Consider the following 23,594-nt stretch of genomic DNA (forward strand, 5'->3'; position numbering starts at 1 on the left):
TCGTCACATGAAGGAACGGTCATATCCCACTCGGTAGGATGGGAAGCCCGTGAGTTCAGGAGAGTCCGTGGCCCTCATCGTCCAGAAGTTCGGCGGTTCGTCCGTCGCGACAGCTGAGAGCATCAAGCGCGTCGCGAAGCGCATCGTCGAGACGCGCAAGGCCGGCAACGAGGTCGTCGTCGCCGTCTCCGCCATGGGCGACACGACGGACGAGCTCATCGATCTGGCGCACGAGGTCACCCCCATCCCCGCGCCACGGGAGCTCGACATGCTTCTCACGGCCGGCGAGCGCATCTCCATGGCGCTTCTCGCCATGGCGATCAAGAGCATGGGATACGACGCGCGGTCCTTCACCGGCAGCCAGGCCGGCATGATCACCGACGCGCAGCACGGGTCGGCCCGCATCGTCGACGTCACGCCCGGCCGCATCCAGGACGCCCTGACCGAGGGCGCCATCGCGATCGTCGCCGGCTTCCAGGGGTTCAGCCGCGAGTCGCGCGACATCACGACGCTCGGCCGCGGCGGCTCCGACACGACCGCCGTCGCCCTCGCCGCCGCCCTGGGCGCCGAGGTGTGCGAGATCTACACCGACGTCGACGGGGTCTTCACCTCCGACCCGCGCCAGGTGCCGCTCGCGCGCAAGATCGACCGCATCACCAGCGAGGAGATGCTGGAGCTCGCGGCCGCCGGGGCGAAGGTGCTGCACATCCGCGCCGTCGAGTACGCCCGGCGTCACAACGTGACGCTGCACGTGCGGTCGTCGTTCTCCAACAAGGAGGGCACGTATGTCCTCAACGAAGCAGCGGCCGCCGAGGCCGCCAAGAAGGATGGAACCGTGGAAGAGCCCATCATCTCCGGCGTGGCCACCGACCTGAGCGAGGCCAAGATCACCGTCGTCGGCGTGCCCGACGTTCCCGGAAAGGCCGCGCAGATCTTCAAGATCGTCGCAAAGGCCAATGCGAACGTCGACATGATCGTCCAGAACGTGTCCGCTGCGGCGACCAGCCTCACCGACATCTCCTTCACCCTTCCCAAGTCGGAGGGGCAGCGGGTGCTGACCGCCCTCACCGCCGAGCACGACGAGGTCGGCTTCCAGTCCCTGCAGTACGACGACCAGATCGGCAAGCTGGCGCTCGTCGGCGCGGGGATGCGCACCAACTCCGGCGTCTCCGCGAAGCTGTTCGAGGCGCTCTACGACGCGGGCATCAACATCGAGATGATCTCCACCAGCGAGATCCGCATCTCCGTCGTCACGCGCGCCGACACGGTCGCCGAGGCGGCCCGCGTCGTGCACACCGCCTTCGGCCTCGACGGCGACGAGAAGGCCGTCGTCTACGCCGGCACCGGGCGGTAGACCGCACGGCGAACGGGAATGGCCGCGCGACCGGCGCGGTTGACCACACGAAACGACCCAAGGGGCTGACATGACCGAGTTCACCGATTTCGACAGCAACGGCGTCCGTCTGGCCGTCGTCGGCGCGACCGGCCAGGTGGGCGGCGTGATGCGCCGGCTGATCGAGGAGCGCGCGTTCCCGGTGAAGAGCATCCGCTTCTTCGCCTCCTCCCGTTCGGCCGGCACGACGCTGCCGTTCAAGGGGCAGGAGATCGTGGTCGAGGATGTGGCGACCGCGGACGTCTCCGGCATCGACATCGCGCTGTTCTCCGCCGGCGCCACCGGGTCGAAGGCGCACGCCCCCCGGTTCGCCGAGGCGGGCGCCATCGTGATCGACAACTCAAGCGGCTGGCGCATGGACCCGGATGTCCCGCTCGTCGTCTCGGAGGTCAACCCCGACGCCATCGCCGGGGCGCGAAAGGGCATCATCGCGAACCCGAACTGCACGACCATGGCGGCCATGCCCGTCCTCAAGCCCCTGCACGACGAGGCCGGTCTCTCGCGTCTCGTGGTCAGCACCTACCAGGCCGTCTCCGGCTCCGGTCTGGCCGGCGCCGAGGAGCTCGCCGAGCAGGCGCGGGCCGCGGTCGCCGACGAGCACCTGCTCGACCTCGTGCACGACGGCTCGGCGGTGACCCTTCCCGAGCCGGTCAAGTACGTCCGCCCGATCGCCTTCGACGTCATCCCGCTGGCCGGTTCGATCGTCGACGACGGGCTGAACGAGACCGACGAGGAGAAGAAGCTGCGCAACGAGTCGCGCAAGATCCTCGACCTGCCCGGCCTCCTCGTCAGCGGCACCTGCGTCCGCGTCCCGGTCTTCACCGGCCACTCGCTCTCCATCAACGCGGAGTTCGAGAAGCCGATCAGCCCGGAGCGTGTCGCCGAGCTGCTGGCCGATGCGCCGGGCGTGCAGCTGACCGACGTCCCGACCCCGCTGCAGGCGGCCGGAAGCGACCCGAGCTTCGTCGGCCGGATCCGTGCCGACGAGGGTACGCCGGAGGGCCGGGGAATCGCACTGTTCATCAGCAACGACAACCTGCGGAAGGGCGCCGCGCTCAACGCGGTCCAGATCGCCGAGCTGGTCGCCGAGCGTCTGTCGAACCCCGTCACCGCCTGAGCGGCTCGCCGTCCCGTCGTTTCCGCGGGGAGGGAGTTGTCTCGACATCGAGACAACTCCTCGCCAACGGGCGGTGTACGCGCCGTCGGGCGGTGTCACGTCCGCCGCATCATAGGATTGACGGGTGAGCAATTCTCCCATCGACGTCGTCCTGATCGGCGGCGGCATCATGAGTGCCACGCTGGGGGCCATGATCCAGCGTGTCCAGCCCGACTGGAGCATCCGCATCTACGAGCGCCTGGGCGAAGTGGCCCAGGAGTCGTCGAACCCCTGGAACAACGCGGGCACCGGCCACGCGGCCCTGTGCGAGCTCAACTACATGCCCGAGGCGTCCGACGGCACCGTCGACCCGGCCAAGGCGATCAGCATCAACGAGCAGTTCCAGCTCAGCCGCCAGTTCTGGGCGAGCCTCGTCGCCGCCGGCGATCTGCCGGAGCCCAACACGTTCATCAACTCCACCCCGCACATGACCTTCGTGCGCGGCCGTGACAACGTGCGCTACCTCCGCAAGCGCTACGAGGCGCTGAAGGACCAGCCGCTGTTCGCCGGCATGGAGTACTCGGAAGACCCCGCGGTCATCGGCGAGTGGACGCCGCTCCTCACCAAGAAGCGCAACGCGCGCCAGCGCATCGCCGCCACCCGTCAGACCTCCGGCACCGACGTCGACTTCGGCGCGCTGACGCGCGCGCTCATCGACAACCTCATCGAGAACGGCGCCGAGCTCGCGCTCAACCACACCGTCCGCAGCATCAAGCGCACCAAGGACGGCCTCTGGCGGCTCTCCGTCCGTCACGAAGTGGGCAACACGCCGCACGTCGCGACGGCGCGGTTCGTCTTCGTCGGCGCGGGCGGCGGCGCGCTGCACCTGCTGCAGAAGTCCGGCATCCCCGAGATCAGGGGCTTCGGCGGTTTCCCGATCTCCGGCCAGTTCCTGCGCACCACCAACCCGAAGCTGGTCGCCCAGCATCAGGCGAAGGTCTACGGCAAAGCGGCCGTCGGCGCCCCGCCGATGTCGGTGCCGCACCTCGACACCCGCGTCGTCGATGGTCAGGCCTCGCTGCTGTTCGGCCCGTACGCCGGATTCAGCCCGAAGTTCCTCAAGACGGGCTCCTGGTTCGACCTGCCCGGCTCCGTGCGGCCCGGCAACATCGGCCCGATGCTCGCGGTCGCCCGCGACAATTTCGACCTCATCAAGTACCTCGTCGGCGAGCTCCTCGCCAACCGCGCCAAGAAGCTGAAGGCGCTGCAGGAGTTCATGCCGACCGCGAAGATGGAGGACTGGGAGCTCATCACCGCGGGCCAGCGTGTGCAGGTGATGAAGAAGGATGCCAAGAAGGGCGGCGTCCTGCAGTTCGGCACCGAGGTGGTCGCCGCGGAGGACGGTTCGATCGCCGGTCTCCTCGGAGCCTCGCCGGGTGCATCCACCGCGGTCCCCATCATGGTCGACCTGCTGAAGCACTGCTTCCCCGACCGGTTCGGCGAGTGGCTTCCGACGCTGAAGGAGCTCATCCCGACCGTCGGCACGACGCTGAACGACCGGCCCGCCGACGCCAAGCGCGTGCTCGAGACGACAGCGGAGACCCTGCACCTGCAGCACTGATCGCTGGACAGTGGCGAGGGCGACCTGTTATGGTCGTCCTCGCTATGAAGTGAGAACCTCCTGACGTCCCGCGCCTGAGGCGCCGTCGATGTGAGTGAGGACCCTTCGGTCGCTGCGCTGCCCGGTCAGGCACCTGGGCGCTCCGGCGCCCGCTCACGACGGATATCGCCCGGCGGGAACCCGCTCCTCGTGGAGCGCCCGGAAAGGCGATTCCCCATGTCAACGATCACGTTCACCCCGCTGCGCGCCGACGGCGTCTCGGTCAGCTACGGCGAGCGTCGCGTCCTCACCGACGTCTCCCTCACCGTCGGCCCCGGCGCCCGGGTCGGGCTCATCGGCGAGAACGGTGCCGGCAAGTCCACGCTGTTGCGTGTGCTCGCCGGCGCCGAGACGCCGGACTCCGGCGCGCTCACGCGACCGGAACGCACCGGCTTCCTCTGGCAGGAGGTGCGGTTCGAGCCGGGAGACACGCTCGCGGCGCTCATCGAGCACGCCCTCACCGACGTGCGCGCGATCGAGCGGGAGCTCGAGGCGGCCGCCGCGGCGCTCGGCTCCGGAGACGCAGCGTCCGACGCGCGCTACGACGCCGCCCTCGCGGCGGCGGAACGCGCCGGGATCTGGAGCATCGAGGCGCGCCGGGACGAGGTGCTCGACGGACTCGGTGTCGGCGGCATCCCGCTCACCCGTCGGTTGAGCGAGGTGTCGGGGGGTCAGCGGAGCCGGTTCGCCCTGGCCGCGCTGCTCCTCGGCCGGCCGGACGCCCTGCTGCTCGACGAGCCGACGAATCACCTGGACGATGAGGCGGCCGCCTTCCTGGAGCGACAGCTGCGGGAATGGGCCGGGCCTGTCGTGTTCGCCAGCCACGACCGGGCGTTCCTCGACGCCGTCGCCACCGGGCTGCTCGATCTCGACCCGGCGCGGTCGGGCACCACGGCCTTCGGCGGGGGATACAGCGCGTATCTCGCCGAGAAGGAGGCCGAGCGGGCGCGGTGGGAGAAGCAGTACGCCGATGAGCAGCAGGAACTCAGAGAGCTCACGCACTCCGTCGATGTCACCGCGCGGTCCATCGCCTGGTCGGGGAAGGTGCGCGACAACGACAAGTTCGTGAAGTCCGTGAAGGGCAACGCCCTCGATCGCCAGATCAGCCGACGCATCCGCAATGCGGAGGGGCGGCTGGAGGATCTGCGCACCGCCCAGGTGCGCAAGCCTCCCGCGCGTCTCGGCTTCGCGGGCATCCCCTCGGGGTTCCAGAGCCTCGACGACGGGTCGGGGCTGCTGGTGCATGCGCGGCAGGTGCGCGTGCCCGGCCGTCTGCAGGTCGACGACTTCGCCGTCGCGCCGACCAGCCGCATCCTGGTCACGGGTGCGAACGGTGCGGGCAAGTCGACCCTGCTGTCCGTGCTGGCGGGCCGCCTCGAACCTGGGAGCGGTGCGCTGCAGCGACGGCGCGGCCTCCGGGTCGGGCTGCTGGAGCAGGACGTGCGGTTCGCCGACCCGGGGCTCTCGCCGCGCAGGATCTACGAGGCGGCGGTGGGGGAGCGGCGGGCGGAGGCGGTTCCGCTCACCTCGCTCGGGCTGATCGCACAGCGCGATGCCGACCGGCCGGTCGGTGCACTGTCGGTCGGTCAGCAGCGACGGCTCGCTCTCGCGCTGATCCTCGCCCGGCCGCCGCACCTGTTCCTGCTCGACGAGCCGACCAACCATCTCTCGCTCGCCCTGGCGACGGAGCTGGAGGATGCGCTGGGCGCCTATCCCGGGGCGGTCGTGGTCGCCAGTCACGACCGCTGGCTCCGTTCCGGATGGGCGGGGGAGACGGTGCACCTTGATTAGCCTTCGAACATATGTTCGAATGGTGGCATGCGCTGGAGTGGTCAGGAGTTGTCGGTCGACGAGCCGTCCGCTCTGCCCGGGCTTGCGCGGCTGAACAATCTGGTGCGCTCCGTGCGCACCCCCGACTTCGCCGGCATCACGTTCCACGAGGTGCTGGCGAAGTCGGCGCTCAACCGCATCCCGGGCGGTGGAGGGCCGATGCCGTTCGGGTGGACGATCAATCCGTACCGGGGGTGCTCGCACGCGTGCGTGTACTGCTTCGCGCGACCGACGCACACCTACCTCGATCTCGACTCGGGGAAAGACTTCGACAACGAGATCATCGTCAAGGTGAACGTGGCCGATGTGCTGCGCAAAGAACTCGCCAAGCCCAGCTGGGGCCATCATCCGGTCGCGCTCGGCACGAACACCGATCCCTATCAGCGTGCGGAGGGCCGGTACGGGCTGATGCCGGGCATCATCGACGCGCTGGCCGAGTCGGGCACGCCGTTCAGCATCCTCACGAAGGGGTCACTGCTGCGACGCGACCTCGACCGGCTGGTCGAGGCGAACAAGCGGGTCCCGGTCGACCTCGCCATGTCGATCGCCGTCTACGACGACGACCTGCAGCAGTCCGTCGAGCCGGGCACCCCGACGACCAAAGCGCGTCTCGCCACCGTCACCGCGGTGCGCGAGCACGGTCTCGACTGCTCCGTCTTCCTGATGCCGATCATCCCGTACCTGACCGACACCCGTGCGCATCTCGACGAAGCCCTCCGCCAGGCCAAAGAGGCCGGGGCCACCTCCGTGCTCTATTCGGCCCTGCACCTGAAGCCGGGCGTCAAAGAGTGGTTCTACCTGTGGCTCGGGCGAGAGCACCCGGAGCTGCTGCCGCAGTATCGGCGCATGTACGGCCGTGGCACGTATGCGCCCCAGGAGTATCGCCGGTGGCTGGCCGGTCGCATCAAGCCTCTGATCCGGGCGCACGGGCTGGAGCGCGGCCGCGAAGATCCGCTGACCGGCGGTGTGCGATCGAGCGCGCTCGGGATGCTGCGCGATGACGAGGGGGAGCGGCAGCTGGTGGGGTCGGCGGCGCGTGCGGTGTCGTCCACTCCGCCGCACGGAGAGGCGCCCGACGCGGCGTCGATCGTGAGCGCATCGCTGACCGGATTGGGGGTCCAGCCCACCCTGTTCTGACAGCGGTCCTCTCCGCACCAACTCCATAGCGTCGGCGCGGCGATCGGGGTACGAGCGGCCGGGGTACACAGACGCCGTCTCGGATGCCATAATCCGGGAGGGGACCGAGGAGTGCTCGGGCTCGGAAGGGACGGCGACGTGTCGCTCGGTCTGCCCAGCCATCTGGCACGACCTGCGAACTCGCGCGCTCTCGCCACGGCCGCCCGCTGGGCCGGCCTGATCTGCCTCGGCGCCGCCGTCGTGAACGTCGGCAGCGCCAGCCTGGCCGACGGCAACGTCACGTCGTGGGTGACCCTGCTCGTGCTGGTGCCGATGGTCGCGCTCCTCCTCGCGCTCGCGCGGGGCCGCACCGTGGGGCTCACGGTCGCGTACCTGCTCGTCGGCACGGTCTGCACCTACTTCTACGTCGTCGCCCTGTTCACCAGCACACCCGCGTACCGCGACACCAACCTGTTCGTCGTCGCGCTGCCGGTGGTCGCCATGACGCTCGTCGGCGGGACGGGCACGGGGGCTCTCGCCGGCATCCTCTGGGCGACTCTCGGCTTCGCGCTCGCGGAGGCGGCCGTGATGCTCGGCGCAGCGACGACCGGCCGCGCCTACATCCCGGATGCGATCTCGCTGGGTGCCTACCTGCTGCTGGTCGGCGTCCTCACCTTCGATGGACTGACCCGGGGCACCCGGTCGCGCGCTCAGGCCGCGTTGCATCGCGCCGTGCGCGACGCCCGGCTGATCGATCTGCGGCGCGAACTGCTGGCCGCGTCCACCGCCGACCTGCACGACACGGTGCTCAGCGAGCTGGTGGCCGTCGCCGCCGCGCAGCCCGGCCCGCTGGACGAGCGCCTCGCCCGCCGCATCGACTCCGACCTCCGCGGTCTCGCCGCCGGGGTTCCGACCGCGGACGGGGACGGGGCCGTCACGACCGCCGAGGCCGACCCCTGGTACGACAGCGAACTCCATCGCGCGATCGAAGCGGCCCGCGACGAGGGCCTCACGGTCGATATCTCGGGCGATCGCACGGCATACACGACCCTGGGCGACGACGCCCGCCGCGCTCTCGGCCTGGCCGTCCGGCAGTGTCTGGTGAACGTCGTCCGGCACTCCGGAAGCCCGAGTGCTGAGGTCGCCCTGTCCGCCGGAGGGGGATCCCTCTCCGTGATGGTGGTGGACGGCGGCAGCGGCTTCCCCACATCGGCTCCCGCCGCCGACCGTCTCGGGCTCCGCCAGTCCGTCGGCGACCGGATCGCCCGCGTCGGAGGAACGGTCGACATCTACTCGAGCGCCGATGTCGGCACGACCGTCATCCTCACCGTTCCGATCGCGCCTGGCGCCTCGATCGCCGAGGGGTGCGGCGGATGACCGCCCTGAACCCGCGCACCATCGTCCGGGCGCGATCGGTGACGCTCGAGCGCACGCCCCAGCGATTGGACCCCCTCGGAGCCCAGTCGGCCTGGCCGCTCGTGCCGCTGCTCGGGGGCGTCGCCCTCGCGTACGCCGTCTACTCCACCATCATCCACGCCGGCCAGATCCGGGACGCGTCGCTCGCCATCGTCGCGATCGGCGTCCTCCTCCTCGCCGTGGTGATCGCGACGATCCGCACGCACCCCGGCTTCGCACCGTTCGGGCGGTGGTCGCACTTCTCGGTCGTCGCCTTCAGCGTCACCGCCGCCGCGCTCTTCGATTCGTCCGTGTGGGGACGCAACGAGCGCATCCAAGACGACTGGGGGCAGATCGCCGTCGCCCTCCTGCTCATCGCGATGCCGCTCTATCGGCCGATCGGCGAGGTCGCCGGGTCCGCCGTCGTCGCGGCCATCGTGCTCGGCGGCCTGGCGGCGGCCCAGCACTCGCTCGTCATCGCGAACATCCCCCTGGTGTACGCGACCGTCGCGGCGACGCCCATCCTCGCCCTCGCCGCCGGCGGCGCCGGATATGCGTGGACGCTCACCGGCGAGACGCTGCGCTGGAGGGAAGTCGCGCGCGAGGGGCAGCTCCGGCTCGAGGCCGAGTTGCGTCAGGCGGCCGAGCGGATGGTCGCCCAGGAGCGCATGACCGCGCTGAACGCCGAGGCGGTGCCGTTCCTCACGTCCCTCGCCCATCGCGGCACGGTGACGGCGGAGGACATCGACAGCGCCCGTTCCATCGCCGAGCGGTTGCGCAGGATGTCGGTGCGTGCCGTCTCCCGTACCTGGTTGGAGGACACCCTCGAGCTCGCCCTCGCTCCCCGGCTCGTGGAGGCGCCGGCGGCGGCGACCGACGAGCGAGACGGTCCGCGCGTCGACGACCCCGACCGGCTCGAGCGCGTGCTGACGGCCGACCAGCGCGCCATCGTCGGTGCCATGATCGCGACGGTGGCGGGGCGCCCTGGACTCGACCCGTGCTCCGTCCTCCTCACGGCGAGAGAACCAGAACGGCCGTCCTTCGCGCTGCACGCGGCGATCGCGGAGCCCCGCCGCGACCTGCGCCGCGAACTCCTCCCGTTCGTCAGCTCCCTCAACTCCGTCGCCATGCGCGCGACCATGCGGTTGCGCGCAGGCGACGTCACCATCCGGTTCGCCTACCCCCACGGCGGATTCCCCGACAATGAAGGCAGAAGACGATGAGAACCATCCGCCCGGACGACCCCGGAGCGACGGCGACCTCGACCGGTGCGCGGTCCATCGAGCCCCCGATCCGCCTGGCCATCCTCGACGATCACGAGATCCTGCTCGACAGCCTGTCCTCCTGGATCGAGAAGAACGCCCCCGAGTTCGATCTCGTCGTCCGGGCCGGGAGCTGGCTGGAGCTCGTCCACAGCGACGCCTTCCCCACCGACCTCGTCATCATGGACCTGCAGCTGAAGGAGTCGGTGTCGATCGGCGCCCGGGTGCGCACCTGCCGCGCGGCGGGTGCGAAGGTCGTCGTCCTCAGCGCCGTGGACACGCCGGAGGACCGGGATGCGGCGCTCGCCGCCGGCGCCGTCGCCTACGTCACGAAGTCGCAGCCGATGACCGAGCTCGTCGCCGCCGCGCTGGCGGCTTCCGGCCGCGGCGCCGGCCGCGCCGCCGCCGCGCCGCCCGCCTGGCGGCCGAAGCCGCTCATCCCGGAGTCCGCCCGGCCGCGGCTGAGCGACGGGGAGCGCCAGGCGCTCGTCCTCTACGCCGACGGACGCACGACGTCCGAGGTGGCACGCGCCATGAACGTGCAGTACGAGACGGCCAAGACCTACTTGCGCCGGGTGCGCGAGAAGTACGGGAAGGCGGGTCGTCCGACGAGCTCCCGCGCCGACCTCATCCGCCGCGCCGCCGAGGACGGCTACCTCACCTGACGCGCCGTCGGGCTTCCCCCGCCCCCGCCCCGTAGGATCGGTGCGTGGCAAAACTGTATTTCCGCTACGGAGCGATGAACAGCGGCAAGAGCACGGCCATGCTTCAGGCCGCGTACAACTACGAGGAGCGCGGCCACCGCGTCCTGCTCACGAAGCCGTCGATCGACACCAAGGGCGATCTGGGCATCCTCTCCCGTCTGGGCGTGACGAGGGAGGTCGACTTCCTCATCGCCCCGGAGACCGACGCATACGGCTCCTTCCACCGGCACCGCGAGCGCACCCTCAAGCGCTTCGGCACCGACGTCAGCGCGCTCCTCGTGGACGAGGCGCAGTTCCTGACCGAGGCGCAGGTCGACGATCTCCTGCGCATCGCCCTGCTCGACGATGTCCCGGTGCTCGCCTACGGCATCCGCACCGACTTCCAGACCGTCGCCTTCCCGGGGAGCCGCCGCCTGCTCGAGGTCGCGCACAGCCTGGAGGAGTTGAAGACGATCTGCCGCTGCGGGCGGAAGGCGATCTTCAACGCCCGCAAGATCGATGGGGTGTTCGTCTTCGACGGAGACCAGGTCGCCATCGACGGAGCGTCGGTGTCGTACGAGTCGCTCTGCGGAAACTGCTACCTTCAGGAAAGTCGAGGCATCCTCAACAACGGTCGGAGGCACTGGCCCGTCGAGGCGGCTCCCGCCTACGTGGACGAACCCGACCCCGACTTCACCTGACCCCGCGTCACGCTCGACGGCGACCCCACTCGAAGGAACGGAACACCATGAGAATCTCCGTGATCGGATGCGGCTACCTCGGAGCCGTGCACGCCGCGTCGATGGCCCATCTGGGTCACGACGTCGTGGGCATCGACGTCGACGAGGCCAAGATCGCCCTGCTCTCCGCGGGTCGGCCGCCGTTCTTCGAACCCGGACTGCCGGAGGTGCTCGAGTCGGCGACGCCGTCGGGGCGCCTGCGCTTCACCACCGACTTCTCCGCCGTCTCCGAGTCCGACGTGCACTTCGTCGCTGTCGGGACACCGCAGGTCGCCGACGGGGACGCCGCCGACATGCGCTTCGTCGACGCCGCCTTCGCCTCGCTCCTGGAGCATGTGAAGCCCGGCGACCTCATCGTGGGGAAGAGCACCGTCCCGGTCGGGACGGCCGCGCGCCTGGCGGACCTCGTCGCGTCGGTGCAGCCGGAGGTCACGCTCGCCTGGAATCCCGAGTTCCTCCGCGAGGGATTCGCGGTCAGCGACACGGTGAACCCCGACCGGCTGGTCTACGGAGTGCCGGAGGGGGAGTCGGGGGAGCGCGCCGCGCGGTTGCTCAACGAGGTGTACGAGTCCGCCGTCGCCGCGGGCACGCCGGTGATCGTGACGGACTACGCGACGTCGGAACTCGTGAAGGTGTCCGCGAACGCCTTCCTCGCCACGAAGATCTCGTTCATCAACGCGATGGCCGAGATCGCCGAGGTGACCGGGGCGGATGTGACGAAGCTCGCGGATGCGATCGGGCACGATGCGCGCATCGGACGCCGCTTCCTCAATGCCGGCGTCGGCTTCGGCGGCGGCTGCCTCCCCAAGGACATCCGGGCGTTCAGCGCTCGCGCGCGGGAGCTCGGAAAGGGCGAAGCGGTCCGGTTCCTCGACGAGGTCGACAAGATCAACCTCCGCCGCCGGACCCGGGTCGTCGAGCTGGTCCGCGAGGAGGCCGGCGGTCTCGCCGGCGTTCGTGTCGGCGTGCTGGGCCTCGCGTTCAAGCCCCACTCGGACGACCTCCGCGACTCGCCGGCACTGGACATCGCCATGCGGCTCGCCGACGCTGGGGCCATCGTGACCGCGTCCGATCCCCAGGCGATCGAGAACGCGCGGCACCGCGCGCCCCAGCTGCTCTTCGCCGAGACGGCGGAGGATGCCGTCCGTGGCGCCGATGTCGTCGTCCTGATCACCGAGTGGCCGGAGTTCACGGGACTGGATCCGGTCGCCGTCGGCGACCTCGTCGCGCATCGCACGATCATCGACGGTCGCAACGCGCTCGATCCGGCCGCGTGGCGCGCGGCCGGCTGGACGTACCGCGGTTTGGGCCGCTGAGCACCCCTCGCGCGAATCGCCCCGTTTGGGGGCCGCCAAAAAAGTGAGGATTTGTTAGATTTGTCGCATGGCGACAGGTCTCACGGAGCCGGACGCGCCGCCGCGTCCCGCGGTCGGGCCGTCGGCCGCGCCACGACGGCGGCTCCGGCTGCGACACCCCGTCGTCGTCGGCATCCTCGTGGGGCTGGGCATCATCCTGCTCTTCACCGTCGTGTGGATCGGCGTGCGCGGCTTTCTGGCGCAGCGCTCGCTGACCGATGCGATCCCCGCCGCCGAGCGGGTCAAGTCCGCCATCGGGTCGGGTGACCTCGTGGCCGCGGGCCGCGCCGCGGACGAACTCAGCCGGCACACGCGCGACGCCGCGGCGCTCACGTCCGACCCGGTGTGGGTCACGGTCGAGGCCGTCCCGTGGCTGGGCCCGAACCTCACCGCCGTCCGGACCGCCGCCGCCGCGTCCGACGACGTGGCCTCGCGCGTCGTCCGCCCGCTGGTCGCCGCGGGAGCGGGGGTGGACCTCCGTGCCCTGGCCATCACAGGCGGCCGGATCGATCTCGCGCCGATCACGGCGGCTCAACCCGCGGTGGCGAAGGCGCGGAGCGCGTTCGCCGACGCCCGCGCGAGCGTCGCCACGATCGAGACCGGGGCTCTCGTCAGCCCGGTCGCTGAGGGAGTGGATCGGCTGCACGACGTGCTCGACAAGGCCGCGCCGGACATGGATGCCCTGGGCAACGCCGTCCGCCTGCTTCCGGCGATGCTCGGCGCCGATGGGCCGCGCGACTACCTCCTCGCCGCGCAGAACCCCGCAGAGCTCCGGGCGACGGGCGGCCTCATCGGTGCTGTCGCCCTCGTCCACGCCGACAACGGCGCCGTGACGCTGCAGCGTCAGGAGGCGGGCACATCCATCGGGCCGTGGAAGGCGCCGGTCGCCGACATCCCGCTCAACACCGAGGGGCTCTACGGCCCCCTCGTGGGGCGCTACCTCCAGGATGCGAACCTCACGCCGGACTTCCCGCTCGCCGCGGCGACGGCGTCGCGGATGTGGACGACGACCTACGGCGGAACGGTCGACGGCGTCGTCGCCGTCGACCCGGTCGTCCTCAGCGGGCTCCTGAAGGCGACCGGGCCGGTCACGCTCCCGACCGGGGATCGGCTCACCTCCGCCAACGCCGTGCAGCTGCTGCTGAGCGATGTCTACCAGCGATATGCGGATCCCGCGCAGCAGGATGCCTTCTTCGCCTCCGCCGCGAGCGCCGTGTTCGACCGGATGTCCTCCGGCGACGTGGATGCGAAGAAGCTGCTCACCGCGCTGGCCGACGCGGGAGAGTCGCGTCGCGTGCTGATCTGGACCAACCACGGCGACGATCAGAAGGTGCTCAACGGCACCACCCTCGCGGGCGGTCTTCCCGCATCCGACCTCTCGACCGCCGGCATCGGCGTCTATTTCAACGATGCCACCGGCGCCAAGATGGACTACTACCTCCGTACCTCCGTCGCCGCCGGCTCCGCCGTGTGCCGAGCAGACGGCAAACCCTCGACCGTCGTGACGGTGACTCTCACCAACCGGGCTCCTGCGGACGCGGCGACCGCGCTTCCCCGCTACGTGACCGGTGGGGGCACATACGGGGTGACTCCCGGGAACATCCGCACCCGGGTGGCGGTCTACGGGCCGACGGGGGGCCTTCTGGCAGCGACGCTCAGCGGCGGCGAGAACTACACGACCGTGGCGGGGGTGGACAGATCCCGGCCGGTCAGCCTCTACACGGTCGAGCTCGCGCCGGGCGAGTCGAAGACGGTCACCGTGCAGTTCCTCAACGACCAGCAGACATCGTCGGATCTCAGCGTCGTGACGACTCCGACGCTGCCGGGGGACGGGACGACCCCCGATATGGGGGCACGCAACGCCGTCGCGCCCATTGTCGTGCAGTGCTCATCCGTCGTAAAGTGAGAATTACTCATTCAACCCCGACCGTGAGCCGGGCCCCAACAGAAAGGCGGCCGATGTTCAAGAAGATCCTGGCGGCTGTCGCCGTGACCGCGGGGCTGCTGCTTGCGGCCCCGACTGCGGCGAACGCCGTCAACTACACCGACGGCGCCCAGTGCAAGTTCGACGTCAGCGTCGCAGAAGCGGGTGGAACAGCCACCCTCATCTGCATCCCGGGCACGTGGTCGCCGGGCGAGGCGATCAACTGGACCGTGAGCGGCCAGGACGGCGCGGGCTTCAAGCTCGCCTCGCTCCGCACCGCAGACACCAGCCTCACCTTCACGAAGCACGCGAACGCGGACGGCAGCGACGTCCTCACCGTAACGCTCCCCGCGAGCGCCTCTGGCACCTACAGCGTCGTCGGACTCGGACAGAGCAGCGGCCACGAGTGCCCCGCCTCCCTGACCGTCCTTCCGGCCGACCAGGCGAGCACCGTCCTCGACCCGGGCAGCAGCGACGGACTGGCCCACACGGGCTCCGTCGTCGCCAGCTGGGCGGCATGGATGGGCGGCTCGCTCGTCGTCCTCGGCCTGATCGCCCTGGCGATCGTCGGCTGGGTGCGCAAGGTCAAAGCGTCCTGACGATCCACCCTCGGTGATTCCCGGTCCGGCCGTCTGGCCGGGCCGGGAATCGCTGCGTCCGGGGCTGCGTTGCAGCAGTGGTGAGCAGCATCCCCCTCAACGTCCTCGATCTCGCCAGCCGCCCCGCCGGGGGCACCAACGCCGATGCCGTCGCCGGCACCATCGCACTCGCGCAGGCGGCGGAGCGCCTCGGTTACGAGCGGTTCTGGGTGGCTGAGCACCACGGAATGCCCGCCATCGCCTCCAGCGCCCCGGCCGTCCTGATCGCCGGCATCGCCGCGGCGACCGACCGCATCCGGGTCGGCAGCGGCGGTGTGATGCTGCCCAACCACGCGCCGCTGGTGGTGGCGGAGCAGTTCGGCACCCTGCGCGCCCTGTACGGCGACCGCATCGACCTCGGCATCGGCCGTGCGCCGGGCACGGACGGAGCGACGGCGATGGCCTTGCGGCGCAGCCCGGAGGGGCTGGGCGTCGAGGACTTCCCGCAGCAGCTCCTCGACCTGTTCGGCTTCTTCTACGGCGGCATGAGCGACGCGAACCCGCTGCACGGCATCACGGCCATCCCCGGCCTCGGCGACGCCCCTCAGATCTGGCTGCTCGGGTCGAGCGGATACAGCGCCCAGGTGGCGGCAGCGCTCGGCATCCCGTTCGCCTTCGCCCACCACTTCGCCGACGAGAACACGGAGGCCGCGCTGAACCTCTACCGGTCTCGGTTCGAGCCGAGCGACACTCTCGCCGAGCCGCACACGATGATCGCCGTCAACGTCATCGCGGATGAGGACCCGCAGACCGTGCGCTCCCTCTCGCTGCCCGGTCAGCTGTCCTTCCTGCGGATGCGGCAAGGACTCAAGCCGGAGCCGGTCAGTGTCGAGGAGGCCCTGGCCCACGAGTTCACGCCGCTGGAAGAGGAGTTCATCGCCGCCCGCAACGCCCGGCAGGCCATCGGCACCCCCGACGAGGTGAGTGCCCGCCTCGAGTCGCTGCTGGCCTCGACCCAGGTGGACGAGCTGATGGTGTCGTCCGGAGCCGCAACGCTCGAGGGGCGCATCCGTTCGCTGGAGATCGTCCGGGAGCTGTACCCCGCAGCATGACGGACCGTGACGCCGCCCCGCGCGATGAGGGGCGGCTCCGGGTACCGTTGGGCGAAATCCCGGTCCCCAGCCAGAAGGCGGTTCCCACATGTCGCATCCACTCAGCGTGGTCGGAGTGAGCGGAAGCCCGACGCACCCCTCGCGCACCACTGTGCTCGTCGACGAGGTCACCCGCGCGTACGCCGAGGCGTCCGGGGGCGTCGCCCGCACCATCCGGCTGGCGCCCCTTCTGCCCGAGCTCGGTGCCGGACCCTTCCGCAGCAGCCTCAGCCCGACAGTCACGGAGGCCCTGGAGGCTGTCGAGAACGCGGACATCCTGGTGGTCGGGTCGCCCGCCTACCGCGCCACCTACACGGGCTTGTTCAAGCTCTTCTTCGACCACGTCGGCCAGTACGCCCTGGTCGACAAGCCGGTCATCCTGACGGCGACAGGGGGCAGCGACCGGCACGCGCTTCTGGTCGAGCACCAGATGCGTCCGCTGTTCGGCTTCTTCCAGTCGCTGACCCTGCCCCTCGGCATCTACGCGAGCGAGAGCGATTTCGCCGACTACGAGATCCGTTCGCAGGACCTCCGCGACCGCATCGACACCGCGGTCGCGCGCACGCTCCCGCTCGTCCGCTCGGACGACACGGCGTCGCGTCTGGCCGAGCCGGAGTTCGCCCGTCCCGACGCGTTCTGAGGTCGAGCCAGGGCCCGTCAGCGGCTTCTCCACGGGTGTCGCGTGGTGCGCCCCACCCGCTACCCCGAACGCCGGTCCTCGCTGGCGCTCGGAGCGGCGCCCGGGGCCCCTCGCGGGCGGGGACCCCAGGAGACACCAGCGAGCAATGGAAAAGAGGAAGCCCCGGCTCGCGATGCGAGCCGGGGCTTCCTCTTTTCCATTGCGTCGGGGTGACAGGATTTGAACCTGCGGCCTCTTCGTCCCGAACGAAGCGCGCTACCAAGCTGCGCCACACCCCGAAGGCCTCATCCAGGATACACGAGCGGGGGAGTGGTCATGACCACAGCGCCTCCGCCCGGCACCCGTCGCCCCGGCACCCGTCGCCCCGGCACCCGTCGCCCCGGCACCCGTCGCTCCGGCACCCGTCGGCTCAGGGCGCTGCGGTCAGGGTGACCAGGGTCGCCTCGGGGCGGCAGGCGAAGCGCACCGGCGCGAAGATGGATGTTCCGAGCCCTGCCGACACGTTCAGGTAGGCGGAGCGGAAGGCGTGACGCCAGATGCTCAATCCCTTCACCTGCGCGCGCGGGATGTCGCAGTTGGTGACCAGCGCTCCGAACCCGGGAACGCAGACCTGACCGCCGTGGGTGTGGCCGGCGAAGATCATCGAGGCGCCGTAGGTGACGAACGCATCCAGGATGCGGCGGTACGGAGAGTGCGTGACGCCGATGGTGACGGCCTGCCGCTGCGCGCTCGGGCCCTCGTCCGGCCACGTGTTGTCGTCTGAAAAGGGGTCGTCCTCGCGCAGCTCGTCCAGCGCGCCGGGGATGGCCTCCACGCGGTCGAAGCGGATGTGCGGGTCGTCCACCCCGAAGAACTCGAGATGCGTTCCCCGGATCTCCAGGCCGGCCGCACGATTGTCCAGATCGGTCCAGCCCAGCTCGCGGAAGTACGCGGTCAACGCAGCGGTGTCGAGCCGCGGTGCGGTCGACGTGCGCTTCTTCGACGGCCCCAGGAAGTACTTCAGCGGGTTCTTGGCCTGCGGCCCGAAGTAGTCGTTGGATCCGTGAACGAACACGCCGGGGACGCCGCGGAAGCCGTCGTACGCTGCACGGACGCCCTCGAGCCCGCGGGCATGACCGAGCACGTCGCCGGTCTCGACGATCAGGTCCGGCTTCAGCCGGGCGAGGGAGCGGATCCACTCCTGCTTGTCGCGCTGCCAGGGCGCCATGTGCAGGTCGGACAGGTGGAGGACCCGGATCGGCTGCGCACCGGCCGGAAGGACCGGAGCACTCACCTCACGCAGCGTGTACGCGCGACGCTCGACCAGCGAACCGTACGCGAACGCGGCGGCACCCGCACCGGCGAGGACCGCCAGCGCGGACGCCGCAGGTCGGACTCCGCGAGCCACTATCCGCCGGTGCCCTGGGTCGGCGGGGCGGCGGGTGCCGCAAGCGTCAGAGTCACTTCGGTACCGGGTTTCGCCGGAGCGTTGCCCGCCGGATCCTGCGCCTGCACGGTCGCGGTGGGACTGTTGCCGCCGTTGGTTTTCACCTTGAAACCCGCAGCCGTCAATGCGGCGAGGGCGTCGCCGTACTTCTGCCCGACGACGTTCGGGACGGGGACGAGAGATCCGTTGCTGGTGAACAGCGTGATCACCGTTCCCTTGCTGACCTGGGTGCCGGCGGCCGGATCAGTGGCGGAGATGGTGCCTGCGGGAGCGACCGAGTCCTGCGGGCCGCCGTCAGCGGAGTCCAGTCCGAGGCCCGTCAGGATCGACTTCGCCTCGTCGGGCGTCTTGCCCGTGAGGTCCGGGAGGGCCACCTGGACGCCGCGCGTCAGCTTGTCGGGCGCCGCGGGGAAGTCGTCGCCACCGTATTTGCCCACCGCCGCGGTCATCATCGTTCGCATGACGGCCGTTCGGGCGATCGCCGGCGTGGTTCCATGCGTCGGATAGATCCGGCGCATGTCGACGTGGCCGCTGATGTTGCCCACCCAATAGGCGCCGGCGACCTTGGTGGTCGACGCGACCAGCCAGAGCTGCTCGTTGCCGTCGGTGGTTCCGGTCTTGCCGAGCATGTCCTTGCCGGTGCGGTTCATATTGGCCGCGGTACCGTTCTGGATCGGGCCCTGCAAGGCCTTGGCCATCGTGTTGGCGATCGCAGGGTCGACCGACTGAGTGCACTTCGTCGCAGGGGGAGCAATCTCCTTGCCGTTGCCGTCGACGATCTTGTCGATGGCGATGGGGGAGCAGGTCATGCCGTTGTTGGCGATGCCGGCGAACGCGGTGGCCATGGTCAGCGGAGCGATGTTGTTCGTCCCGAGGACAGAGGCGGGGTTCGTGTCGAGGGGGCTTCCCGTGGCGGTATGCACGCCGAAGGCCTCGGCATCCTTCTTGATCTCGCACAGGTCCAACTGATAGGCCATGGCCACGAACGCGGTGTTGATCGAGTTCGTCGTCGCGTTCTGAGCGCTTCGAATGCCCTCCTCGCCGCTACTGTCGTTGGTCGGTTTCCATGGGCCACCCCATGCGGCGCCCGGGCAGGTGTCCTTGAATTTCGACTGGTCGTAGGTGCGCACGTTCGCGTTCACCGTCTCATTCAGGGAGTGTCCCTGCTTGAGCCACTCGGCGAGGGTGAAGACCTTGTACGTCGATCCGACCTGGAAGCCGTTCGAGCCGCCGTAGTTCTGGTCTGTCGCGTAGTTCACCGAGGTGTACTGCTTGCCCTGGTTCAGGATCTCCGGGTCCTGACTGTATGTCTTGTTCTGCGCCATGTAGAGCACGCGCCCTGTGCCGGGCTGCACGCCCACGAGCACGCCACCGAGGTCGGCTCGGTCGTACGCCTGGGGCACGTAGGAGTTGATGGTCGACTCGGCGACCTGCTGCAGCTGGAGGTCGAGGCTGGTGTAGATCTTGTAGCCGCCGCGGTTGAAGTTGGAGGCTCGGGTGTCCTCGTCGGCGCCGAAGGTGGGGTCGTTGAGGATGATCTTCTGGACGTAGTCGCAGAAGTACGCGGACCCGCCGGCGGTCTGGCAGCCGCGTTCGGAGGGGGTGATCACCGGCTGGATCGGGGTCTTGACCGATTCGTCGTACTGCGCCTTGGTGATCCGCTTGTACTGGTACATCTTCTGCAGGATGTAGTCGCGGCGTTCTTTGTTCTTCGCGTACCCGTTCGCGGCGCCGTTGGTCTCCGAGTCCGGGTTGTCGATCTTCAGGCTGGTCGGCTCGTTCACGATCGCGATCAGGCTGGCCGCCTGCGCCGGGGTGAGCGCGGCCGCGGTGGTGTTGTAGTAGTAGTGCGCAGCAGCCTCGATGCCGTACACGGTGCCGCCGAACCCGGCGATGTTCAGATACCCGACCAGGATCTGGTCCTTGGTGTACTTCTTCTCGATCCCGATCGCGTACTTCATCTCCTTGACCTTCCGGTCAGGAGAGACCCCGGTGGAATCATCCACACACTGCTGGTACGTGGCCTTCTGCTCCTTGGTCTTCACCGGAAGCGCCTCGCACTTCTGCAGCAGCACGTTCTTCACATACTGCTGAGTGATCGAGGAACCACCCTGCACCCCACCACCGGCGACCGTGGAGAGCACACCACGCACCGTGCCCTGAATATCCACACCGCCATGCGTGTAGAACCGGGGATCCTCACCCGCGATCGCCGCATCCTTCGCCGCCTGCGAGATCTGATCGAACGCGACCGGGAGCCGGTTCTGGGAATAGAACGTCGCCAGAGGCACATCCTGGTCACCGTTCTTGGCATAGATGGTGGTCGGCTGAGCCAGCTGATCGACGTTCAAATACTCCGGAAGACCCTCGAACACGCCGATGCTGTTATTCGCCGCCATCCCCGTCACCGCGATCGCAGGCGTGACAGCAGCAGTGACCAGAAGACCGGCCACGACACTCATGCCGATGAACGCACCGGCGGCGCCGAGCACACCTCTAGCCTGTGGTTTTTGCGCAGACATAGGATCAGAGTAGGTGATGAACCTGCAAAATCCCCCGATCCGAGGAGCACGATGCCGCGCTGGGAATACCTGACCACCCCGCTGATGATCCACAACACCGCAGCGATCCTGAACAACTGGGGGTCGGAGGGCTGGGAGCTCGTGCAGATCGTCACCGGTCCGGAGGGCGGGCTGGTCGCGTATCTGAAGCGCCCCGTGACGGACGAGGAGCAGGCCTGATGGCGGATGTTGAGGCGCGTCTCGCGCAGCTCGGGATCACCCTGCCCGACGTCGTCCCGCCGGTCGCGGCCTATACGCCGGCGGTGCTCGACGGGAACCACGTCTACACCTCGGGCCAGCTGCCCATGGTGGCGGGCGCGCTCCCGGCGACAGGCAAGGTCGGCGAGGGTCCCGGGCTCGTCCCGCCCGCCGACGCCAAAGGCTACGCGCGGATCTGCGCCCTCAACGCGCTGGCCGCCGCGAAGAGCGTGCTCGGCTCCCTCGACCGCGTCTCCCGCGTCGTCAAGGTCGTCGGCTTCGTCTCGTCCGACCCCGCGTTCACCGGCCAGCCCGCGGTCATCAACGGCGCGTCGGAAGTGCTCGGCGAGATCTTCGGCGATGCCGGCGTCCACGCCCGCTCCGCGGTCGGAGTCGCCGTGCTGCCGCTCGACGCGCCCGTCGAGGTGGAGCTCGTCCTGGCGGTCGACTGACCCTATCCACGACGAAGGGGCGGCGCCGGTCGGCGCCGCCCCGTCGTCGTCCGGTCAGGAGAGCTTGGCCTGGATGGAGCTCATCACGGCGGTGTCCGCCAGGGTGGTGGTGTCGCCGACCTCGCGGCCTTCCGCCACATCCCGCAGCAGACGCCGCATGATCTTGCCGGAGCGGGTCTTCGGCAGCTCCGTGACGATGAAGATGTCACGCGGACGCGCGATCGCACCGATCTGCTCGGAGACGTGCTTGCGCAGCTCGGCCGCCACATCCATCGCGCCGGCCTGCTCCAGCTGGTTCTGCTTGATGATCACGAACGCGACGACGGCCTGCCCGGTCGTCTCGTCGTTCGCGCCGACCACCGCCGCCTCCGCCGTGAAAGGATGCGCGACCAGGGCCGACTCGATCTCCGCCGTCGACAGGCGGTGACCTGACACGTTCATCACGTCGTCGACGCGGCCGAGCAGCCAGATGTCGCCGTCCATGTCGTACCGTGCGCCGTCGCCCGCGAAGTACTTGTCGCCGAACTTCGACCAGTACGTCTCCGTGAAACGCTCCGGGTCGCCCCAGATGCCGCGCAGCATGCTCGGCCACGGCTCGGTGACGACGAGCAGACCGCCCTGATCCTTGCCGACGGGAGTTCCCGTCTCGTCGAGGATGTCGATCGAGATCCCCGGAAGAGGCACTTGGGCGCTACCCGGTTTCAGCGTCGTGACGCCGGGGAGTGCCGAGACCATGATGGCGCCGGTCTCGGTCTGCCACCAGGTGTCGACGATCGGGGTCGTGTCGCCTCCGATGACCTCGCGGTACCACATCCATGCCTCGGGGTTGATCGGCTCACCGACCGAGCCGAGGACACGCAGGCTCGACAGGTCGAACCGCTGCGGGTGCTGGCGGCCGAGCTTCATGAACGAGCGGATGGCCGTCGGCGCCGTGTAGAAGATCGAGACCTTGTACTTCTCGATGATCTCCCACCAGCGGCCGGGATGCGGCGTCTCGGGGGTGCCCTCGTACATCACCTGGGTGGCGCCGTTCGCGAGCGGGCCGTACACGACGTACGTGTGGCCGGTGATCCATCCCACGTCGGCGCTGCACCAGTAGACGTCGGACTCGGGGTGGAGGTCGAAGACGAACTTGTGCGTGAACGAGGCCTGCGTGAGGTACCCGCCCGTCGTGTGCAGGATGCCCTTCGGCTTCCCGGTCGTTCCGGACGTGTAGAGGATGAAGAGCGGCTGCTCGGCGGGGAACGCCTTGGCGACGTGATCGGCGTCGACGAGCGCGAGCTCGTCGTGCCACCACAGGTCGCGACCCTCGGTCCAGGCGACCTCGTTCTCGCCGCGCTTCACGACGAGCACGTGCTCGACCGTGGTGGCGTCGCCGGTGAGTGCGGCATCGACCGCATCCTTCAACGGGAAGACCCGCCCCTTGCGCCAGCCGCCGTCCGCGGTGATGACGAGCTTCGCCTCGGCGTCGTCGATGCGCGAGCGCAGGCTCTCGGCGCTGAACCCGCCGAACACGACCGAGTGGACGGCGCCGATGCGCGCAACGGCGAGCATGGCGATGACGGCCTCCGGGATCATCGGGAGGTAGATCGCGACGCGGTCGCCGGCGCGGATGCCCAGGCTCGTGAGCAGATTGGCCGCCTTCTTGACCTCTGCCGTCAGCTCGGCATAGGTGATCGTGCGGGTGTCGCCCGGCTCGCCCTCCCAGTGGATCGCGACCCGATCGCCGTTGCCGGCGAGCACGTGGCGGTCGAGGCAGTTGTAGGCGACGTTCAGCTCGCCGTCGTCGAACCACTTCGCGAACGGAGGCGCGCTCCAGTCGAGGGTGCGCGTGAACGGCGTGTGCCAGTGCAGCAGCTCGCGCGCCTGGTCCGCCCAGAAACCGAGCCGGTCGGCGGCAGCGCGCTCGTACAGCTCCGCGTCGGCGATCGCGTTCGCAGCGAACTCGTCGCTCGGCGGGAACCGGCGGGCTTCATGCAGCAGGTTGTCGATTGTGTTGCTCATGGGGAGTCTTTTCGCTCCTTTGCGATGCGGTCGATACGGGTCGTGGCGCGACAATGCCTGACTCTACAACCTGGTCGAGCGACCGCCCCAGGAGACTTGCGTTTGCATCGATTCTGCGTAAACTGGACCC

At 69.5% G+C, this 23,594-nt stretch carries 19 protein-coding genes and 1 tRNA gene; 16 read left to right on the plus strand and 4 right to left on the minus strand.

The window, feature by feature from the left end:
* Positions 1 to 67 precede the first annotated feature (67 nt).
* The 14 genes from BJ963_RS00115 (at position 68) to msuE (ending at position 16,823) form a co-directional block, all read left to right on the plus strand.
* On the plus strand, positions 68 to 1,354 hold the full coding sequence (locus BJ963_RS00115) for an aspartate kinase (RefSeq protein WP_089913591.1): 1,287 nt from the start codon (positions 68 to 70) through the stop codon (positions 1,352 to 1,354).
* Between the two features lie 70 nt (positions 1,355 to 1,424).
* A complete protein-coding gene (locus BJ963_RS00120; RefSeq protein WP_179453720.1) occupies positions 1,425 to 2,510 on the plus strand; it encodes an aspartate-semialdehyde dehydrogenase in 1,086 nt (361 codons plus the stop codon).
* Positions 2,511 to 2,634: 124 nt separating this feature from the next.
* On the plus strand, positions 2,635 to 4,110 hold the full coding sequence (locus BJ963_RS00125) for a malate:quinone oxidoreductase (protein ID WP_179453722.1): 1,476 nt from the start codon (positions 2,635 to 2,637) through the stop codon (positions 4,108 to 4,110).
* 216 nt (positions 4,111 to 4,326) lie between these two features.
* Positions 4,327 to 5,940, plus strand: coding sequence for an ABC-F family ATP-binding cassette domain-containing protein (locus BJ963_RS00130; protein ID WP_179453724.1), 1,614 nt, complete (start codon positions 4,327 to 4,329; stop codon positions 5,938 to 5,940).
* A gap of 27 nt (positions 5,941 to 5,967) precedes the next feature.
* Positions 5,968 to 7,116: an Rv2578c family radical SAM protein gene (locus BJ963_RS00135; protein WP_179453726.1), complete on the plus strand. Its 1,149-nt coding sequence runs from the start codon at positions 5,968 to 5,970 to the stop codon at positions 7,114 to 7,116.
* 138 nt (positions 7,117 to 7,254) lie between these two features.
* Complete coding sequence (locus BJ963_RS00140) at positions 7,255 to 8,472, plus strand: sensor histidine kinase (protein WP_343037197.1); 1,218 nt, start codon at positions 7,255 to 7,257, stop codon at positions 8,470 to 8,472.
* Positions 8,469 to 9,713: a hypothetical protein gene (locus tag BJ963_RS00145; RefSeq protein ID WP_179453730.1), complete on the plus strand. Its 1,245-nt coding sequence runs from the start codon at positions 8,469 to 8,471 to the stop codon at positions 9,711 to 9,713. The genes BJ963_RS00140 and BJ963_RS00145 overlap by 4 nt, the downstream gene beginning before the upstream one ends.
* Positions 9,710 to 10,417, plus strand: a complete 708-nt coding sequence (locus BJ963_RS00150; RefSeq protein ID WP_218856988.1) for a response regulator transcription factor — start codon at positions 9,710 to 9,712, stop codon at positions 10,415 to 10,417. Before BJ963_RS00145 ends, BJ963_RS00150 begins: the two co-directional genes overlap by 4 nt.
* 44 nt (positions 10,418 to 10,461) lie before the next feature.
* Entirely contained in the window at positions 10,462 to 11,136 is a 675-nt protein-coding gene (locus tag BJ963_RS00155; protein ID WP_179453732.1) for a thymidine kinase, read from the plus strand.
* Positions 11,137 to 11,183: 47 nt separating this feature from the next.
* Positions 11,184 to 12,491, plus strand: coding sequence for a UDP-glucose dehydrogenase family protein (locus BJ963_RS00160; protein ID WP_179453734.1), 1,308 nt, complete (start codon positions 11,184 to 11,186; stop codon positions 12,489 to 12,491).
* Positions 12,492 to 12,558: 67 nt separating this feature from the next.
* On the plus strand, positions 12,559 to 14,436 hold the full coding sequence (locus BJ963_RS00165) for a DUF4012 domain-containing protein (RefSeq protein WP_179453736.1): 1,878 nt from the start codon (positions 12,559 to 12,561) through the stop codon (positions 14,434 to 14,436).
* Positions 14,437 to 14,489: 53 nt separating this feature from the next.
* Positions 14,490 to 15,053, plus strand: a complete 564-nt coding sequence (locus BJ963_RS00170; RefSeq protein ID WP_179453738.1) for a hypothetical protein — start codon at positions 14,490 to 14,492, stop codon at positions 15,051 to 15,053.
* Between the two features lie 80 nt (positions 15,054 to 15,133).
* Positions 15,134 to 16,144, plus strand: a complete 1,011-nt coding sequence (locus BJ963_RS00175) for an MsnO8 family LLM class oxidoreductase (RefSeq protein ID WP_179453740.1) — start codon at positions 15,134 to 15,136, stop codon at positions 16,142 to 16,144.
* An 88-nt stretch (positions 16,145 to 16,232) separates the two neighbouring features.
* Positions 16,233 to 16,823: an FMN reductase gene (msuE, locus tag BJ963_RS00180; protein WP_089913561.1), complete on the plus strand. Its 591-nt coding sequence runs from the start codon at positions 16,233 to 16,235 to the stop codon at positions 16,821 to 16,823.
* Positions 16,824 to 17,027: 204 nt separating this feature from the next.
* Here msuE and BJ963_RS00185 read toward each other — a convergent pair.
* From BJ963_RS00185 to BJ963_RS00195, 3 genes are all read right to left on the minus strand, one after another.
* Positions 17,028 to 17,101, minus strand: a tRNA-Pro gene (locus tag BJ963_RS00185).
* 131 nt (positions 17,102 to 17,232) lie between these two features.
* On the minus strand, positions 17,233 to 18,210 hold the full coding sequence (locus tag BJ963_RS00190; protein WP_179453742.1) for a metallophosphoesterase: 978 nt from the start codon (positions 18,208 to 18,210) through the stop codon (positions 17,233 to 17,235).
* Entirely contained in the window at positions 18,210 to 20,741 is a 2,532-nt protein-coding gene (locus BJ963_RS00195; RefSeq protein ID WP_179453752.1) for a transglycosylase domain-containing protein, read from the minus strand. The genes BJ963_RS00190 and BJ963_RS00195 overlap by 1 nt, the downstream gene beginning before the upstream one ends.
* A gap of 81 nt (positions 20,742 to 20,822) precedes the next feature.
* On the opposite strand from BJ963_RS00195, the gene sp36 reads away from it, so the two are divergent.
* Together sp36 and BJ963_RS00205 are read left to right on the plus strand one after the other, a co-directional pair.
* Positions 20,823 to 20,990 (plus strand): Sp36 family protein, encoded by a 168-nt coding sequence (gene sp36, locus BJ963_RS00200; RefSeq protein WP_157696942.1) that lies wholly within the window; start codon positions 20,823 to 20,825, stop codon positions 20,988 to 20,990.
* Complete coding sequence (locus BJ963_RS00205) at positions 20,990 to 21,460, plus strand: RidA family protein (protein WP_179453754.1); 471 nt, start codon at positions 20,990 to 20,992, stop codon at positions 21,458 to 21,460. The genes sp36 and BJ963_RS00205 overlap by 1 nt, the downstream gene beginning before the upstream one ends.
* Before the next feature lie 54 nt (positions 21,461 to 21,514).
* On the opposite strand, the gene acs is transcribed toward BJ963_RS00205, so the two are convergent.
* Positions 21,515 to 23,464 (minus strand): acetate--CoA ligase, encoded by a 1,950-nt coding sequence (gene acs, locus BJ963_RS00210; RefSeq protein WP_179453756.1) that lies wholly within the window; start codon positions 23,462 to 23,464, stop codon positions 21,515 to 21,517.
* Positions 23,465 to 23,594 lie beyond the last annotated feature (130 nt).

The sequence above is a fragment of the Leifsonia soli genome, assembly GCF_013408745.1.
Classification (GTDB): domain Bacteria; phylum Actinomycetota; class Actinomycetes; order Actinomycetales; family Microbacteriaceae; genus Leifsonia; species Leifsonia soli.

What these genes read in the sequence shown, in the direction of transcription:
- BJ963_RS00120 (WP_179453720.1), top strand. Translation starts at nt 1,425, where the DNA reads ATGACCGAGTTCACCGATTTCGACAGCAACGGCGTCCGTCTGGCCGTC.
- BJ963_RS00130 (WP_179453724.1), top strand. Translation starts at nt 4,327, where the DNA reads ATGTCAACGATCACGTTCACCCCGCTGCGCGCCGACGGCGTCTCGGTC.
- BJ963_RS00135 (WP_179453726.1), top strand. Translation starts at nt 5,968, where the DNA reads ATGCGCTGGAGTGGTCAGGAGTTGTCGGTCGACGAGCCGTCCGCTCTG.
- BJ963_RS00145 (WP_179453730.1), top strand. Translation starts at nt 8,469, where the DNA reads ATGACCGCCCTGAACCCGCGCACCATCGTCCGGGCGCGATCGGTGACG.
- BJ963_RS00150 (WP_218856988.1), top strand. Translation starts at nt 9,710, where the DNA reads ATGAGAACCATCCGCCCGGACGACCCCGGAGCGACGGCGACCTCGACC.
- BJ963_RS00160 (WP_179453734.1), top strand. Translation starts at nt 11,184, where the DNA reads ATGAGAATCTCCGTGATCGGATGCGGCTACCTCGGAGCCGTGCACGCC.
- BJ963_RS00165 (WP_179453736.1), top strand. Translation starts at nt 12,559, where the DNA reads ATGGCGACAGGTCTCACGGAGCCGGACGCGCCGCCGCGTCCCGCGGTC.
- BJ963_RS00170 (WP_179453738.1), top strand. Translation starts at nt 14,490, where the DNA reads ATGTTCAAGAAGATCCTGGCGGCTGTCGCCGTGACCGCGGGGCTGCTG.
- msuE (WP_089913561.1), top strand. Translation starts at nt 16,233, where the DNA reads ATGTCGCATCCACTCAGCGTGGTCGGAGTGAGCGGAAGCCCGACGCAC.
- sp36 (WP_157696942.1), top strand. Translation starts at nt 20,823, where the DNA reads ATGCCGCGCTGGGAATACCTGACCACCCCGCTGATGATCCACAACACC.
- BJ963_RS00205 (WP_179453754.1), top strand. Translation starts at nt 20,990, where the DNA reads ATGGCGGATGTTGAGGCGCGTCTCGCGCAGCTCGGGATCACCCTGCCC.
- acs (WP_179453756.1), bottom strand. Translation starts at nt 23,464, where the DNA reads ATGAGCAACACAATCGACAACCTGCTGCATGAAGCCCGCCGGTTCCCG.